Source organism: Pseudoalteromonas simplex (genome assembly GCF_015278155.1).
GTDB lineage: Bacteria > Pseudomonadota > Gammaproteobacteria > Enterobacterales > Alteromonadaceae > Pseudoalteromonas > Pseudoalteromonas simplex.
On the sequence record NZ_JADILN010000007.1, the window covers coordinates 110,903 to 126,691 of the forward strand.

A 15,789-nucleotide genomic window follows, 5' to 3' on the forward strand; every position below is an offset into this window, starting at 1 on the left:
CTAATTTGAGGTATTTCTATACAAAATGACTAGTTTAATTAATGAACTATCATTCTATAATAGGGGAATAGCTCTTTATTTGAACATTCCTCTGTTACTCATTTCATTAGGCACGTATTTATGGGCGCATTTGCTGCAAAGTTATTAAACAAAGATCTGACAATAAAGCGCTTTGCTTGCCAGTTTAATTCATTGCAGGTCGAGCAAATATTTTTACAAAGCAAATTTAAACAGGATAAAAAAATTGCCCAATTCTTGTGTTGCACCATCGCGCTTCTCACTATTTTTATAACCTTTTTTGATAAAATGATCATCCAATCATTTTTTTGGCCAAATATTGCTTTGACTGGTCGTAGCATTATTGTCTCAGTTTGTATCTTTAGTGCTGTTGTTCTTGCTTACATTCAAACTCTAAGGCAGTTTAAGCTTGCAATTTCTTTGTTTATGGTTTTTTTATCAATCAGCATGCAATCAATGGCTTATACTTTTGACCGCGCCTATGTTTTACATCTGTTTTTTGACGTCATTATTCTTATTACGTTTTACTTTTCGGCGTTACTGCCTTTCAAATTGTCGGCATTTTTTGGGTGGGCTTACAGCTTAATAGCTTTATCTGTGATCTTTTTTACAAAAGAAATTAATAGCCATACCTCGTATATGGTTATTTTGGCACATGTTGCAGCGAACTTAACGGGTATGATTATGTCAGCCCATCAGCACCTAATGCGCCGCGAACTTTTTGTTCGAAATACGCAACTAGGTCAATTAGCGCAAGAAATGCAGAGCCAAGCATTTAAAGATGCACTGACTCAATTACCGAATAGAAGAGCCTTTGATAATAGTTATGAAGACTATCAACGGATAACTAAGCAACAGCAGCAAAAAATGAAGCAAGTGTGCGTTATTTTGGCTGATATAGATTATTTTAAACAGGTCAATGATAACCATGGTCATGAAGTTGGCGATGGCATACTTGAGCTTTTTTCTACTTTCTTAACTCAGTCATTACGCACTTCCGATGATGTTTATCGTTTTGGTGGTGAAGAATTTGTTATTGTTTTACCGCTTTGTTCGGTGTCTGATGCTGCAAAAATAATCGAGAATATGATCACCAAGCTTAATACTGAACCATTTGAAGTTGGAGAGCTTTCATTATTAATTAGAGCTAGCTTTGGTTTAACAGTAATGCGAGAGGAGCAGCAAAAATCAGTGATAGCTAGAGCTGATGCTGCACTCTACGAAGCAAAAGGTAGTGGTAGAAATCAGTTAGTAGTAAAAATTTAACGAGTCTAGATTATTTGGTTTATGTGTAAGTTTAGCAAAATGTATTAGATTTATTTATATCTGGATAATTATTTAGAGCTAGCAGGGAGTCGCACATTGTTTTCACAGAATGAAAGAAGATTTAAAATTTCAATACGCGTAAGTGTGTTATTAATATTTGCACTAGCGAGCTTGCTAACTGGAATCGTGGCGATCAGTCTGCACTATTATTTCAGTGAAAAATTAGTCCTTCAAACCAAAACCGAACAATTCAAATCAACCAGCCAACAAATAGCTGACCACATCACTCGAATTAATCAGCGGGTAGATAATACATTAAGTGTTATGATCCACGATAACAGACTGTTTTCAGGGAACTTTGATGAAAATGATTCTTTGCGAAATATTCTTATAGAAGTATTAAACAAACACCCAGACTTTCATTCATTGTTGTTAGGTTATGCTAATGGTGACTTCATTGAGGTTGTGAATTTACGTGGGCATGCTCAACTACCAAAACCTAACGATCTTAGAGCAGAAGATAGATGGCTTATTTTTAAGGTGTTAGGGCAGGGTGAGTCTCGTCATCAAACTACATATTATTTAGATGAAAACCTATCATTAAATAGGAAATACAAACAAACTCCAGATTACGACCCTCGAAAGCGGTTATGGTTTAACGATGCAAAAGTTGGCACAGTAACCAAAACTCAACAGTATATTTTTAATCTACTAAAGATACCTGGTTATACGTACACAATAAAATCTGAACAAACGGGGGGAGTGCTTGCTATTGATGTTGCAAGTTCTAGCTTGAGTGCGTTTTTAATTAAACAACAGCAAAAAATGCAATTTCTAGTTTCTTCCGAAATGTACGTTTATCGTGGAGATGGAGAAATAATCGCTAAAAGTAAAACACAAGGTCATCTTCACTCGTTTGATGACTTATCCAAGATAATCAAAACAAATGAGCAAACTACAGGGCTCGCTAACGGACAACATCAACTTGGCAAAATGCTAAGTGTGAGTGAGGATGGTGTTGAGAAATATATGTTTGTATTGCAACTGCCACTCAGTAGTGAAATGCAATCTGATGAAATTGATTATTTTGCGGTTCTCGTGGCTAAAAACGATGTACTAGCAATTATTAAAGAAAAGATTCAGATCTCAATATTAGTTACAGGGTTATGTTTGCTCTTGCTTCTGCCCGTCTCTTGGTTTTTTGCCTCTTCAATCGTTAACCCAATACTTAAACTAGTGGGTGAGAATAAAAAAATTCAACAGCGTGACTACAATGAGGTTTCAACGCTTTCGAGTCATATTTTAGAAATTCATTATTTAGCTAGTTCAATGGTTGATATGAGTCGCTCGATTGAGCAACATGAAAACTCACAAAAAGCGTTGATGGAGTCGTTTGTAGAGCTTATAGCGCAAGCCATTGATGATAAATCGCCATATACGGCAGGGCATTGTGAGCGTGTGCCTGAGTTGGGTATTTGGCTTGCTGATGCAGCATCAGGTTCAACAGATGAGGCGTTTTCTGAGTTCAGTTTTAAAACCCCGGATGAGCGACGAGAATTCCGCTTAGCGGCGTGGCTACATGACTGCGGCAAAATCACTACACCAGAGCATATTGTTGATAAAGGCACTAAGCTCGAAACCATTTATAACCGTATTCATGAGGTACGCACCCGATTTGAAGTGCTACTACGTGATGCAAAAATTACCTACTATGAGCAACTATTAGCGCATCCAGAGCAGCAATCTGTGCTTAAACAAAAGCTTGAGCAACAAACAGAGAAGTTACACGCAGACTTTAGCTTCATTGCCGCTTGTAATGTTGGTGGTGAGTTTATGGATGAAGCGCAGTTGTCTCGTTTACATGAGGTTGCTAGTATCAAGTGGCAGCGTCATTTTGACGCAAGTTTAGGTCTATCGCCCCTTGAAGAAATGCGTATGGCTGATTTGAAAAATCAGCATTTACCTGTTGAAGAGTCACTCCTGAGCGATAAGCCAAGTGATTTAATTCCACACGAAAAAGCCGTTGAGTACCCAGAAAGTTTAGGCATTAACATGGCAATTCCTGAGTATAAATATAACCTTGGTGAAGTGTATAACTTATCTGTGGCACGAGGCACGTTAACAGCGGAAGACCGATTTAAGATCAATGAGCATGTGATCAGCACAATTCGTATGCTAGGTAGTGTGCCATTCCCGAAAGAATTAGCGAAAGTTCCGCGCTATGCTTCTACTCATCACGAAACTTTAAAAGGGACAGGCTATCCGCGAAAATTAACCGCTGAGCAGTTATCAATACCCGAACGTGTGTTAGTACTTGCTGATATCTTCGAAGCATTAACCGCGGCAGATAGACCTTACAAAAAAGCCAAACCACTCAGTGTTGCCATTGATATTTTAGCGAAAATGGTTGCTGACGATCACATTGACCATGATGTATTTGAGCTATTTTTAACTTCTGGTATTTACCTAAAGTATGCAAAACGCTATTTAAACCCAGAGCAAATCGATGATGTTGATATCGCAAAATACCTGTAACTGAGGGCGGTTGCTTTTACTTTGGAGTGAAAAGTCCGTACAATTCGCCTCGTTTTTAGTGACGCTTTTAACGAGATGAATTCAAGCCGTATGCATCAGATTGCTGACTTAATCGCTATTTTTGAAAGCACCTTTTATCAAAGCCATAACACGCGTTTGATAAAGGGTGATGATGAACCTATTTACCTGCCTGCTGATGAGCAAACGCCTTGTCACCAAATTGTGTTTGCCCACGGTTTTTATGCCAGCGCCTTACACGAAATTGCCCATTGGCTAGTGGCTGGAGAGGCACGTCGGTTAAAAGAAGATTATGGCTATTGGTATTGCCCAGATGGTCGTGATAAGCACCAGCAAGCTGAATTTGAAGCAGTTGAAGTAAAGCCCCAAGCTATTGAATGGGCGCTCAGTACTGCAGCAGGTTTCGATTTTAATGTATCGGTTGATAATTTAAATGGCGAGCAAACCTGCCGATTCGATTTTCAAGCGAGAGTTCACCAGCAAGTGTTGAGCTTTTTAGCATCTGGCTTTAACCAGCGCACGACAGCACTGCTTAAAGCAATGAGTGATTTCTATAAAACCCCATGGCCACTAACAGCTGCACAGTTTTCGTGGCAGCGCGATTTTAATGGCAACCCAGGAGCTTTATCTGATGCAGTTTAAATTAGGTTTGATTGTAAATCCGGTTGCCGGTTTAGGTGGCAGTGTCGCACTAAAGGGCAGTGATGGCGCAGATACCGCCGCAAAAGCAATGCAACTTGGTGCTGAGCCAAAAGCAAACCTACGCACCCGAGCGGCACTTGAAGTGCTGCTTGCCCATCAAGATGACTTAATCATTTACACTGTAAACGGTGAAATGGGCGAGCAAACGGCAAAGCAACTAGGCTTTCAAAGCCAAGTTATTTACCACACAAACGATATCACCACCCCAGATGACACAGAGCAGGCTGCCAAGCTATTAGTTGAGCAAGGTGTCGACCTTATTTTATTTGCGGGTGGCGATGGTACTGCCCGCAATATTTGCCATGCTGTTGGCGATAGCACTCCTGTATTAGGTATTCCTGCAGGCTGCAAAATTCATTCTGGGGTTTATGCTATTACCCCAAAAGCAGCAGGGCGTGTTGTTGAGATGCTAGTTAAAGGTGAACTTGTAAGCCTTGGTGATGCTGATGTGATGGATATCGACGAAGAAGCATTTCGCGAAGGCACGGTAAAAGCTAAGCGCTATGGTGAAATGCAAGTGCCTAGTGAAGTACGTTATGTACAGGCCGTTAAAAATGGCGGTAAAGAAACCGATGAATTAGTGCTTGCCGATATAGCTGCCTATGTTGTTAGTGAAATGGATGAAGACTGCTTATATGTGATGGGCAGTGGTTCTACAGTCGCGGCAATTATGGAAGAAATGGGTCTTGAAAATACCTTGCTAGGTGTAGACTTAGTGGCAGACCAAGAGCTTATTGCGCAGGATTTAACTGCTCAGCAATTACTTGAGCTCACAGAAGGTAAAGAAACCAAATTGGTGATCACCTTAATTGGTGGCCAAGGCCATATCTTTGGCCGAGGTAATCAGCAATTAAGCCCTGCACTTATTCGTGCTATTGGCCGCGACAACATTATTGTGGTGGCCACTAAAACTAAATTACAGGCCTTGAATGGCCGACCACTGATTGCCGATACGGGTGATAGTGAGTTAGACGATGAATTAAGTGGTTATATTCGCGTAACCACCGGTTTCAATGACCATATTATGTATGCAGTGGGTCATCAAGATGGGCTGCACCCAGAGGAGAAGTAACAATGAGTTTAGTAAGTTATATTGATGCAGCGCAGCAATATTTTGATGATTTAGTTGATAAAGCAACAGACGACGAGCTATTTGCTGGTGGCTATTTACGTGGTCACTTTGACTTAGCTGTAGGCTATGCACAAGTAGAAGAATTAAACTTATCGATTGATGAGTTAAACAATCAAGTTGAATCTAGCCTCGTTAAAGCTTATCGCAACGGTGAGTTAAACGAAGAAGATAAAGAGCTTGTTGTGCGCCTGTGGGATGAAGTGAAAGCACTTGCAGCCTAATCTAATTAAATAAAATTCTGTAAAGCGACCTGTGTCGCTTTTTTTACATAATCACTTTACCTTTATCAGGTAATCCCATTAACTTAAAATTTACCTTATTAGTTAGATACGTTAAGGTTAACGAGATATTTTTCTAGGGAATTTGAAAATGAATAACAATAATGATGTGCAGGCACCAAGTGGTGCAATCGCACGTTTTCTAAATACCATTGAGAGGGTGGGTAACAAGCTACCTGATCCAGCGATTATCTTTTTAGTCGCAATGCTACTTATTTGGTTTTTATCTTGGCTTTTCTCGGGCACTACATTTGATGCAATCGATCCGCGCACTGGCGAAGCCATCGTTGTAAATAACCTATTAGCAGGGGACTCCCTTGCCACCTTCTTATCTTCGATGGTGAAAACCTTCACTGGCTTTGCGCCGCTTGGTGTAGTGCTGGTTGCTATGTTAGGTGTTGGTGTTGCTGAGCATTCTGGCTTTATCAATACCGGCCTCAAATTAATGTTAAAAGTAACGCCTAAGCAGCTTTTAACACCGTCTATTATTTTAGTAGCGATTGTCAGCCATACCGCAACTGATGCCGGTTACGTACTAGTTATCCCTCTTGCTGGAGTTATCTTCTATGCGATGGGGCGTCATCCGCTTGCTGGTATTGCAGCAGCGTTTGCTGGGGTAAGTGGTGGCTTTAGCGCAAACTTTATTCCATCAGGGATTGATCCGTTACTGCAAAGCTTTACCCAAAGTGCCGCGCAAATTATTAACCCAGATATGGCGATTAACCCGCTCAACAACTGGTTTTTCACCTCAGCTTCGAGCCTGTTTATTATCTTATTAGGCTGGTATATCACAGATAAAATCATCGAGCCGCGTTTACAAAATACGCCACTTGATGGTGATACAGAAGACCTACCTGCCTTTGATGAAGCACGCAGTGATGAAAAACGTGCGTTTTATATTGCAAGCACAGTGATGATTGCAGGCCTTGCTCTACTTTGGTTTGTCTCAGCGCCAGCCGACTCTGCAATGCGAAGCAGTGATGGCTCATTAACTAATTTCCGTTCACCGTTAATGCAATCAATTGTGCCACTTATCTTCTTACTGTTTTGGATCCCTGGTGCCGTCTACGGTTTTGCCGTGGGTACCTTCAAAAGCTCTAAAGATATGATCGATGCAATGAGCAAAGCGATGAGCGGTATGGCTTACTATATTGTTATGGCGTTCTTCTGTGCGTTATTTATTGCTGCATTTAGTAAATCAAACCTAGGTGCATTACTTGCAATTGAAGGGGCGCAATTATTAAAAGCAATGGCTCTGCCAAGTTCAGTCACGGTGGTCGGTATTATTTTCTTAACAGCGTTCGTGAACCTATTTGTTGGCTCAAGCTCGGCAAAATGGGCGCTATTAGGGCCAATCTTTGTACCCATGCTGATGCAACTGGGTATTTCACCTGATTTAACACAAGCTGCGTACCGTGTAGGTGACTCAAGCTCGAATATCATCACGCCACTAATGCCATACTTCCCACTGGTTGTTGTGTACTGCCAAAAGTATGTTAAAGGCACCGGTATCGGCACCTTAATCGCGATGATGTTACCGTACTCAATCGCCTTCTTAATCGGTTGGAGTATCTTCTTACTCGCGTACTGGGGCTTAGGCATTCCACTAGGTCTTCAATCAAGCTACGCATACCCAGCCATTGGCTCATAAGGACAAAGCCTCAGCAATCCAGCGTGAGGCTTTAAAAAACTGAAGTCTGATAGCTGACGGCTGACAGCTTTACTACAGACACAAAAAAACCTTGTCACTCTCATGACAAGGTTTTTTATTGCTTAAAGCTTCAATTAGTTCGCAGTGAAGCTCACTGGACGACGCTCTTTACGAGGGCCACCACGTTTTTCACCACGGTCTTTGAAGTTACGCTTCTTATCACCACGATCACCACTTGGGCGCTCAGAGCGAGGAGCCGCAGGACCTTGGTCTTGCGTTAGCGTCATGTTCATCGGACGTTTACAGATAAATACCTTTTGGAAGTGATCAAGTACATCTTTTGGCATGTTCTGTGGTAACTGTACCGTACTGTGATTGTCATGTAAGCGAATATCACCAATGAACTTGCTTGAGATATCAGCTTCGTTAGCAATCGCACCAACGATATTTTTAACTTGTACACCGTGCTCACGACCTACTTCGATACGGTAAGTATCCATAGGACCCATGTTACGGCTGTTGCGCTCACGCGGCTCACGAGGTTTACGCTCGCGTCCTTGGCGGTCGCCACGATCACCACGGTCATTGCGACGACGCTCGTTGCGTTCGCCACGTGGTTGAACTTTAACTTCTTCAACCTTGATTGGTGATTGTTGCTGCGCTAAACAAAGTAATGCACCTGCTAAGTCTTCAGCACTTAATTCAAGTTTCTCTGCCATGTTAGCAGCAACTTGATTAAAGAAAGTGATGTCTTTGTTTTCAAGCGCAATTGTAAGCTTGTCTTGAAGCGCTTTAATACGCTTTTCTTCAACAACTTTAGCTGTTGGTAAATCAACTTGTGCGATATCAGATTTCGTATGACGAATGATATTTTTAAGTAAATAACGCTCGTTATGTTTTACGAAAAGAATCGCTTTACCTTGACGACCCGCACGACCAGTACGGCCAATACGGTGAACGTAGGCTTCTGAATCTTGTGGAATATCGTAGTTAATTACTAAGCTTAAACGGTCTACATCAAGACCACGTGCAGCAACGTCTGTTGCAATAACGATATCAACTAGGCCGTTTTTCAAACGATCTACTGTGCGTTCACGTGCTTGTTGGTTCATGTCACCATTAAGTGGTGCCGCAGAGAAACCTTCGCGCTCAAGTAATTCAGCTAACTGTACCGTGTCGTTACGTGTACGTACGAAAACAATTGCACCATCGTATTGCTCAGCTTCTAAGAAGCGAACGATAGCTTTGTTTTTGTGTACGTGAGCATTCCAAAATACTTGCTCAACCGTTGATACAGTTGAGTTACGCGCAGAGATATGAACTTGCTCAGGCTCATTCATGTACTTGCTGCTGATATTTTGAATTTGCTTAGGCATGGTCGCAGAGAAAAGACATGTTTGCTTTTCACGTGGCGTTTTCTCCATGATGCTTTCTACATCATCAATGAAGCCCATGCGTAACATTTCGTCTGCTTCATCAAGAACAAGGGCTTGTAAGCTCTCAAACTTGATTGTGCCACGGTTAATGTGGTCAATTAAGCGACCTGGCGTTGCAACAATGATTTGCGCGCCACGACGAAGTGCACTTAGTTGGATGCTATAGCTTTGGCCACCATAAAGGGCTAAAACTTCAACACCACGAGTATGCTTAGCATATTGTTCGAATGCCTCAGCTACTTGGATCGCAAGTTCACGCGTAGGCGTTAAAACAAGGATCTGTGGCTGCTTCACAGACGGGTCAATATTATTTAGTAACGGCAGTGCAAATGCTGCTGTTTTACCTGTACCCGTTTGCGCTAGTCCCAGTACGTCCTTTCTTTCTAGCAATAACGGTATACATTGAGCTTGGATTTCAGATGGAGTCTTGTAACCCAACTCTTCAACTGCTTTAAGGATTGCAGGAGAAAGATTTAGAGATTCAAACGTGACTGGTTCTGACATTAATACGCCTCAACGAATTTAAAGAGGCGCGCATTGTATAGGAAATACAAGGCAATTGCTTGTATAAATTACAACTAATTTGTATGTGGTTGATGTTGGTCATAATTTAATCAGTTTAAATTTACCAAAATCAACCACGTTTACAATTTATTGATATAACCCTAAATTTTCTTTAGCGTACGCTTCGAATTCAGTGAAGCCACCAATGTGGGCTTGGTCAATAAAAATCTGTGGTACGGTTGGGCAAGGTTTGCCTGCAGACTGTTCTAAATCTGCTTTGCTGATGCCTTCTTTAATGATGTCGATATAACGGTATTTAAAATCGTCACGCTCATTTGCTAGTTTGTCAGCAACGTCTTTTGCACGAACACAGTATGGGCAGCCTTCACGGCCAAAAATTACAGTTAACATATCGCTCTCCTCGATGGTTTATCTGGTTATCATCTTAACGGATTAAATGAATAAAAACAGCGCATAAAATCGATTGCACTATTCTGTTTTTTCTCATTATTAGCGATTGAGCTAATCTAGAGTTCGCATTCTAAGGCCTAGTTCTGTTGAGTAACCCATAGAATGCGCAGTAATGGCCAACTGTTCATCAATAACATAATAAGTTGGGTAGGCACTGATTTTATAATCTTGACCTGTACTTTTACTGCCAAGTAGCACCGGCATTGTTAATTCGAGTGAATTAGTAAACTGTTTTACTTCAGTAATGTTTTGGTAATCAAGGGAAATTGCTATGGCATTCAACTTACCTTGCTGATGAGCCTTTTCTAAATTTGGCATACTGTAACGACAAATTGAGCACCAAGGCGCAAAGAAATACACCACTGTTTGCTTGCCTTGTAATTGTGCAATGGTCATCCGCTCTGTCGGGTTTTTCAGCGTGGCTAAATTAAAATAGGGGGCAGGGGTTTTATCTGTTGAGAGTAAATTACGTTGCTGAAATGCGGTCACGGCATACACAACGACTGCCATTAAAACGACATTTTTTAGCACACTGATAAATTTTTTTAAAAAAGTTGGATTTTTTTTCATTGTTATTTTGTACGTTGTTAGCCCTTTAAAATCAACTTATTCAGACCAGTTTGAGAGCACTTAACTTTCATTTAATTTAAAAAAAATTACAATTTTTTTTGCTAAAAATCTTGAAAAGATTTTACCCGCCCATAAATAGTTTAGTGAGGACGCCTGATGGGTCCCAAACAAACTAAAGTAATTGAAATATATAGTATTAATTTAACTTTGTTAGCACTGGTTCAATAGAAGAGTACTAACAAAATATCGCTTAAATATGAGGATATAATTATGCGTACAGTAGACTTATCACCACTTTATCGTTCATTCATCGGTTTCGATCATTTAGCATCATTAATGGATGCGGCAGCTCGCACAGACAAGCAGCCAAGTTTTCCTCCGTACAACATCGAAGCACTTGATAAAGACAAATATCGTATCACTATGGCTGTAGCAGGTTTTAGTGACAGTGAATTGACCATTGAGTCAGAAAACAACACATTGAAAGTCAGCGGTACTAAAGCTGATAAACAAGATAATGCTGAACGTAAGTTCATTCACCAAGGCATTGCAGAGCGTAACTTTGAGCGTAAGTTCCAATTAGGTGACCACGTTAAAGTGCTTGGCGCTGACCTTGAAAATGGCTTACTAAGTATCGATTTAGAGCGTGAAATTCCAGAAGCTTTAAAACCACGTAAAATTGAAATCGGTAATGGTAAATTACTCGAAAACAAGTAATTACCAACAGCATTGTTTCCCCTAGTTAGTTTTGCCGGCTCATTTGAGGCGGCTTTTTTCGTTATGTTTAGCAACTAATTCCGCTTGCATCGTCTTTAAAGCCGCAATTTTATCTTCGGCTTCATTAAGCTTATCTTCTGACAATTCCGCTTGCTTACCACGTTCTAAAAGGGATTCGAGAGTAGCAATTTTACTTTCTGCGGCATCAATAAAGCGAAGTTCTAATTCAGTTTGTTGTGTTTGATGGTATGCCTGATACGCTTTATGGTCATTAAGATCACCTGTAAACCGCTTCGTCTGCTGGGGCTGCTTTGCAATGGGTGGAAAGTAATCGGGAGTTGTGATTGCCGCATTTGTAACGGCCTCATCGATTGTTTCACTGGCAATTAAAGTTGGCTTTACGTGCATACTGGTCATTGCTTGTTGATTACGAACATCTTTTTTCTCAACCTCAACGGGCAGCAGTGCTTTTTCAGCAGGCACTAAAGCAATATGTTTTGATTGCACATGCATAATAACCGCAGCACTAAAAAGCACACAAAGTGCTAAAGCTAGCCATTTCATAACTTAACCCCATGCGCTTTTTGCCACGCTAACCAACTCTGTTGGTAGTTAATTATGGCTTTTTCAACCGCGATGGCCTTTTTGGCTTGATAGCGGACCGTTTCGTCATTTGCGTCAAAGTAGCCAAACGCATGATCATAGCTCATTACTACCACCCAAAAACCATTCGGTGAGCGTATTACCTCACTTAACTGTTGAGGCTTTTGTGTGAATGCTAATTGTACTGCCCAATTTCGTTTATGCTCTCGGGTTAAGTAGTTATTATATTGAGCGTAAATATCGGGCTGATTTAATTGCTTTAGTGCGTGTTGTATTGAGCTTGTTTCAGCTTGCTTTTTAAATGCTAAAGCCGCTTCTCTATCGGTAAATTCGCCGCCATGGGCCTTAACCGATTTTAGATAATGAAATCTTTCTTTGTGTTGTTGGTAATATTGCTGGATTTCAGCGTCAGTAACCTTGTTCTCTAAGCGAGTTAACACAGGGCTCTCTACATGCATAATACCTTTTACCCCTAACCAGCTTTGAATCGAAGGCCTTAGGATATCGCCCTTGGCTATAGAATAAAGATGGGGTAGCGAAATTTGCTGTGTTTGTATGACCGCATCAGCTTGCTTTAAATGCAAAAGAAATTGTCGATGTTTTAAAACTTCGGTTTTGAACAGTTCGCTATCTCCTTGATGCAAACGAAAGCGAGTCTGCATAGAAAGAGGTGCAATAAATTCGTACAGCGTCATTGGGTTTTCAAACAAATCGAGTTTAATAGCATTGAACTGTTTGATTTGGGCATCACTGTACTGACCATCCAGAGGATATAGCCCTAAGTTGGTTTTCAGCCAGTGTTTATCAAATGGTTCAAGCCCAGTTGTAGCTGGTTTACCGGTGAGATTTAACTGATGAATAAACAGATTATCTAAGTAGCGCATTACATGGTAATGAGTTGAAAAGCCAACACTCGCTTGGCGCTCTACAAGCTCAGGCATGTTTTTCTGTGCGTACTTAAGTAAAAATTGATTTTCGTAAAGGCGTTCACGTGTTTGCTGTTTGCTAATATCAGGGCTTTGTTCTTTGTAGACCTGCCACATGAGATCAATTTCAGATTCTGTGTATTGATTAAACGCAGCAACTGCTAGGTTGCTAAAAAGCAAACCTAGCAGTGCTGTCAAAATGTAAAGCCCACGCATTATCGAGCAACCATGGCATGATTAAGTAGGTGAACCACCATTGCAATTGCATGGGGAACCACTTGTTTTGCAGTATCGAGTCGGTCGTAATGATCTTTTGAATTTAACACGATCCCACCTTGTGCATACGAAAATGCACCGCCTTGGGTTAACAAAGGGCGTACATCAGTTGATTGTGTATCTAATGCAGCAAAGGTTGCCATGGCTTGTGAAACGAGTGCTGGATCATTGAGGTTTTCTTGGTCGTAGTAGTCATTCACCCAACTTTCCCAGCTTGAGTGATTTAAATCGGAGGTTGTCCAAGTATGATGAGGTTGGAGTAAATCGGTAGTGTGAAATACAAAGCCTAAAATCTGTGGATTACCGCTTTGTAAGTAACTTTGATACCAATATTGCCCTAAGTTATCGATAGGTTGGAATGGCATTTCCTCAAAGTCATCATACATGCTGTAACTTGATTGGCTATCTATACGGTAATGGGCTTCAGTAACGCCATAGCTATTATATTTTGAAGAGTCAGCATTGAACCAGCCTGTTTCACCACCTTTACCATCATCAAGGTAATCACCTTTGAGCCACGTTGCGGCAAGATTATCAACTGCTCCCCATACTGTTAGTTTTTGATAGTTGTAGCCGCCAAAGTCGTTGCCATGTTGATCAGCACCTTGGGTGTGATTTTGAAAGTGCCAATAACTGGTGTATTTCACAATACTTTCTGCAGCACCCCAAACTGGTGCTTGTACGCAAGAACCTGTAATAGCACCACAAAAAAACGTGTCCTCAAAATCATCGACGTCATAGGCTGCTTGCCCAAGTAGCTCGCCAAGCTGAGCGACAGTCATATTATTTTGCTGAGCATAGCTGACTAACGCAGCGTATTGTGTTGTGCTTGGGTGTTGTTGCATGTAGTTAACGGCATCAATCACGATACGTTTGTGGGTTTCTTGACTAAACGCATGTACGTTACTGCTGCATGCAACTAAAAACGCTGCGCTAATAAGTGTTTTTTTCATTGTGTCCTCAAAGTGTTATTTAATATGCAGCGCTATTAAAAAAGAGCGTGATTACACTAGAGTGACAAAATAATTAAACATTTAATTAACAAGTTTACCCAGTATGGTACTTTGTCATTACAGTTTTTCTAAATTATCCAAGCACCAATTAGCACGTTTAAGAGTTGCTTGCTGAACAGATTCATCTTGCTTATACCAGTTGTTATAAATCATACCGATACGAGGGTTTTGTGATAGCTGCTGTTCATGTTCTAACATAAAATGCCAATATAGGCTGTTGAATGGGCAAGCATCCTCAGTGGTTTTTTCTTTAATGTTGTAGCTACAGTGTTTGCAATAATCACTCATTTTGTTGATGTAATTTCCACTGGCAGCATAAGGTTTAGTGGCAATTAATCCCCCGTCAGCAAATTGGCTCATTCCCCGAGTGTTGGGCATTTCTACCCATTCTATGGCATCGATATAAATACCTAAATACCATTCATCTACTTCACTAGGCTTAATAGCGGTTAATAAGCAAAAGTTACCCGTGATCATCAAACGTTGTATGTGGTGTGCATAAGCCGTTTGCAGGCTTTGTGTAATGGCATGGTGCATACAATTCATGTTTGTTTTGCCGTGCCAAAAATAGTCGGGTAGGGCACGCTTTGCATTTAAGGCATTTTTGCTGGCGTAATCAGGCATATTTTGCCAATAAATACCACGTACATACTCGCGCCAACCGAGAATTTGCCGAATAAAACCTTCAACTTGAGCAATATCAATAGGTTGCTTATCAAAGCTAGTTAACACTTGTTCGATGACCTGCATCGGGTGCAGCATTTTCGTATTAAGAGCAAACGATAAACGGCTGTGATACAAAGACCATTGGTACTGGGACTGGCATGTCATGGCATCTTGAAACTGACCAAAATGCACCAGTAAATGGTCGCAAAAAAAATCAAGTAACTGCTTTGCTTCAGCGCGCGTGGTTGGCCAAATTAAGGTATCGCTGCACTCACCGAAGGTATTTATTTTGTGCTTTTCTATCCGTTTAAGGATGTGGCTAACATCGTGACCGAAGCACAAAGGTTCAGGAATTTCTTTAAGATCGCTTGGTTTTAACTTGTTTCTATTTTGCTGATCAAAATTCCATTTGCCTCCACGAGGTTGGTTATCATCGTCCATTAAAATATTAAAACGTTTGCGCATAGCACGATAAAAAAACTCCATTTTTACCGGTTTATTTGGCTTAAAGTGCTGGTCAATATCGTTAAAAGGTAACAAGAAGTGTTCCGAATCAACTGCATTGACATTAAATTCGCTCTGCTGTGAAAAATCTGCAAGTTGCTTTTTAAGGCGGTATTCGTCTGGATATTGATACTCAATATTTTGGCATTGATACTGCTTCGCTAAGCGGGTGAGCAATTCAGGTAGCGTGGCATCATCTTGTGTGTCATCGAGTGTCAGATGCAGGCAGTTTAAATTCGCTTTTGTCAGTGCATTAGCAAAGTTTTCCATTGCAGCAAAAAAAGCGGCCACTTTTTGCAAATGATGCTTTACATAGTCTGTTTCTTGTTTCAATTCGGCAATCACGTACAGTGTGTCTGGTTGTGATTTATTTTTAAACCAGCTATGACTTGCATTAAGTTGATCGCCAAAGATAAATCTCAGGGTGGCATATTGCACTTCTAAAAACCTTAGTGGATCATAATTGAATTAACTACGAAACAAACTAGGAGATAGATCGATAA

General features: G+C 40.8%; 13 protein-coding genes and 1 pseudogene. 7 read left to right on the plus strand and 7 right to left on the minus strand.

Annotation, left to right across the window (positions count from 1 at the left end; translation table 11 throughout):
* The first annotated feature begins 120 nt into the window (after nucleotides 1–120).
* From IRQ78_RS14425 to IRQ78_RS14450, 6 genes and pseudogenes are all read left to right on the plus strand, one after another.
* On the plus strand, nucleotides 121–1,284 hold the full coding sequence (locus IRQ78_RS14425; RefSeq protein WP_138598997.1) for a GGDEF domain-containing protein: 1,164 nt from the start codon (nucleotides 121–123) through the stop codon (nucleotides 1,282–1,284).
* A gap of 927 nt (nucleotides 1,285–2,211) precedes the next feature.
* A pseudogene (locus tag IRQ78_RS14430) lies at nucleotides 2,212–3,819 on the plus strand (HD-GYP domain-containing protein); the annotation flags it as partial.
* Between the two features lie 90 nt (nucleotides 3,820–3,909).
* Entirely contained in the window at nucleotides 3,910–4,479 is a 570-nt protein-coding gene (locus tag IRQ78_RS14435) for an elongation factor P hydroxylase (protein WP_323741608.1), read from the plus strand.
* Nucleotides 4,469–5,611, plus strand: coding sequence for an ATP-NAD kinase family protein (locus IRQ78_RS14440; protein ID WP_194442568.1), 1,143 nt, complete (start codon nucleotides 4,469–4,471; stop codon nucleotides 5,609–5,611). Before IRQ78_RS14435 ends, IRQ78_RS14440 begins: the two co-directional genes overlap by 11 nt.
* Before the next feature lie 2 nt (nucleotides 5,612–5,613).
* Nucleotides 5,614–5,892, plus strand: coding sequence for a YfcL family protein (locus IRQ78_RS14445; protein ID WP_054553188.1), 279 nt, complete (start codon nucleotides 5,614–5,616; stop codon nucleotides 5,890–5,892).
* Between the two features lie 148 nt (nucleotides 5,893–6,040).
* Nucleotides 6,041–7,600, plus strand: coding sequence for an AbgT family transporter (locus IRQ78_RS14450; protein ID WP_054562105.1), 1,560 nt, complete (start codon nucleotides 6,041–6,043; stop codon nucleotides 7,598–7,600).
* A gap of 134 nt (nucleotides 7,601–7,734) precedes the next feature.
* Here IRQ78_RS14450 and IRQ78_RS14455 read toward each other — a convergent pair whose 3' ends face one another.
* The 3 genes from IRQ78_RS14455 to IRQ78_RS14465 all read right to left on the minus strand — a co-directional run bounded on the left by IRQ78_RS14455 (nucleotide 7,735) and on the right by IRQ78_RS14465 (nucleotide 10,521).
* Nucleotides 7,735–9,540: a DEAD/DEAH box helicase gene (locus IRQ78_RS14455; RefSeq protein WP_054553186.1), complete on the minus strand. Its 1,806-nt coding sequence runs from the start codon at nucleotides 9,538–9,540 to the stop codon at nucleotides 7,735–7,737.
* Nucleotides 9,541–9,687: 147 nt separating this feature from the next.
* Nucleotides 9,688–9,951: a GrxA family glutaredoxin gene (locus IRQ78_RS14460; RefSeq protein ID WP_194442569.1), complete on the minus strand. Its 264-nt coding sequence runs from the start codon at nucleotides 9,949–9,951 to the stop codon at nucleotides 9,688–9,690.
* A gap of 111 nt (nucleotides 9,952–10,062) precedes the next feature.
* Nucleotides 10,063–10,521 (minus strand): TlpA family protein disulfide reductase, encoded by a 459-nt coding sequence (locus IRQ78_RS14465; RefSeq protein ID WP_228482640.1) that lies wholly within the window; start codon nucleotides 10,519–10,521, stop codon nucleotides 10,063–10,065.
* A 330-nt stretch (nucleotides 10,522–10,851) separates the two neighbouring features.
* On the opposite strand from IRQ78_RS14465, the gene IRQ78_RS14470 reads away from it, so the two are divergent.
* Entirely contained in the window at nucleotides 10,852–11,298 is a 447-nt protein-coding gene (locus IRQ78_RS14470) for an Hsp20 family protein (RefSeq protein ID WP_054562102.1), read from the plus strand.
* 39 nt (nucleotides 11,299–11,337) lie between these two features.
* Here the strand turns inward: IRQ78_RS14470 and IRQ78_RS14475 are convergent, their stop codons facing one another.
* The 4 genes from IRQ78_RS14475 to IRQ78_RS14490 form a co-directional block, all read right to left on the minus strand.
* Nucleotides 11,338–11,862: a hypothetical protein gene (locus IRQ78_RS14475; RefSeq protein WP_194442571.1), complete on the minus strand. Its 525-nt coding sequence runs from the start codon at nucleotides 11,860–11,862 to the stop codon at nucleotides 11,338–11,340.
* Nucleotides 11,859–13,025, minus strand: a complete 1,167-nt coding sequence (locus IRQ78_RS14480) for a peptidyl-prolyl cis-trans isomerase (RefSeq protein WP_228482641.1) — start codon at nucleotides 13,023–13,025, stop codon at nucleotides 11,859–11,861. The genes IRQ78_RS14475 and IRQ78_RS14480 overlap by 4 nt, the downstream gene beginning before the upstream one ends.
* 17 nt (nucleotides 13,026–13,042) lie before the next feature.
* Entirely contained in the window at nucleotides 13,043–14,056 is a 1,014-nt protein-coding gene (locus tag IRQ78_RS14485) for a phospholipase C/P1 nuclease family protein (RefSeq protein ID WP_054553181.1), read from the minus strand.
* 117 nt (nucleotides 14,057–14,173) lie between these two features.
* Nucleotides 14,174–15,724 carry a cryptochrome/photolyase family protein gene (locus IRQ78_RS14490; RefSeq protein ID WP_194442572.1) on the minus strand — a complete coding sequence of 517 codons (1,551 nt, stop codon included), beginning with the start codon at nucleotides 15,722–15,724 and terminating at the stop codon, nucleotides 14,174–14,176.
* Between the last annotated feature and the right edge of the window lie 65 nt (nucleotides 15,725–15,789).

Coding starts and splice junctions, on each gene's coding strand:
- IRQ78_RS14425 (WP_138598997.1), top strand. CDS start 121: ATGGGCGCATTTGCTGCAAAGTTATTAAACAAAGATCTGACAATAAAG.
- IRQ78_RS14435 (WP_323741608.1), top strand. CDS start 3,910: ATGCATCAGATTGCTGACTTAATCGCTATTTTTGAAAGCACCTTTTAT.
- IRQ78_RS14440 (WP_194442568.1), top strand. CDS start 4,469: ATGCAGTTTAAATTAGGTTTGATTGTAAATCCGGTTGCCGGTTTAGGT.
- IRQ78_RS14445 (WP_054553188.1), top strand. CDS start 5,614: ATGAGTTTAGTAAGTTATATTGATGCAGCGCAGCAATATTTTGATGAT.
- IRQ78_RS14450 (WP_054562105.1), top strand. CDS start 6,041: ATGAATAACAATAATGATGTGCAGGCACCAAGTGGTGCAATCGCACGT.
- IRQ78_RS14455 (WP_054553186.1), bottom strand. CDS start 9,540: ATGTCAGAACCAGTCACGTTTGAATCTCTAAATCTTTCTCCTGCAATC.
- IRQ78_RS14460 (WP_194442569.1), bottom strand. CDS start 9,951: ATGTTAACTGTAATTTTTGGCCGTGAAGGCTGCCCATACTGTGTTCGT.
- IRQ78_RS14465 (WP_228482640.1), bottom strand. CDS start 10,521: ATGGCAGTCGTTGTGTATGCCGTGACCGCATTTCAGCAACGTAATTTA.
- IRQ78_RS14470 (WP_054562102.1), top strand. CDS start 10,852: ATGCGTACAGTAGACTTATCACCACTTTATCGTTCATTCATCGGTTTC.
- IRQ78_RS14475 (WP_194442571.1), bottom strand. CDS start 11,862: ATGAAATGGCTAGCTTTAGCACTTTGTGTGCTTTTTAGTGCTGCGGTT.
- IRQ78_RS14485 (WP_054553181.1), bottom strand. CDS start 14,056: ATGAAAAAAACACTTATTAGCGCAGCGTTTTTAGTTGCATGCAGCAGT.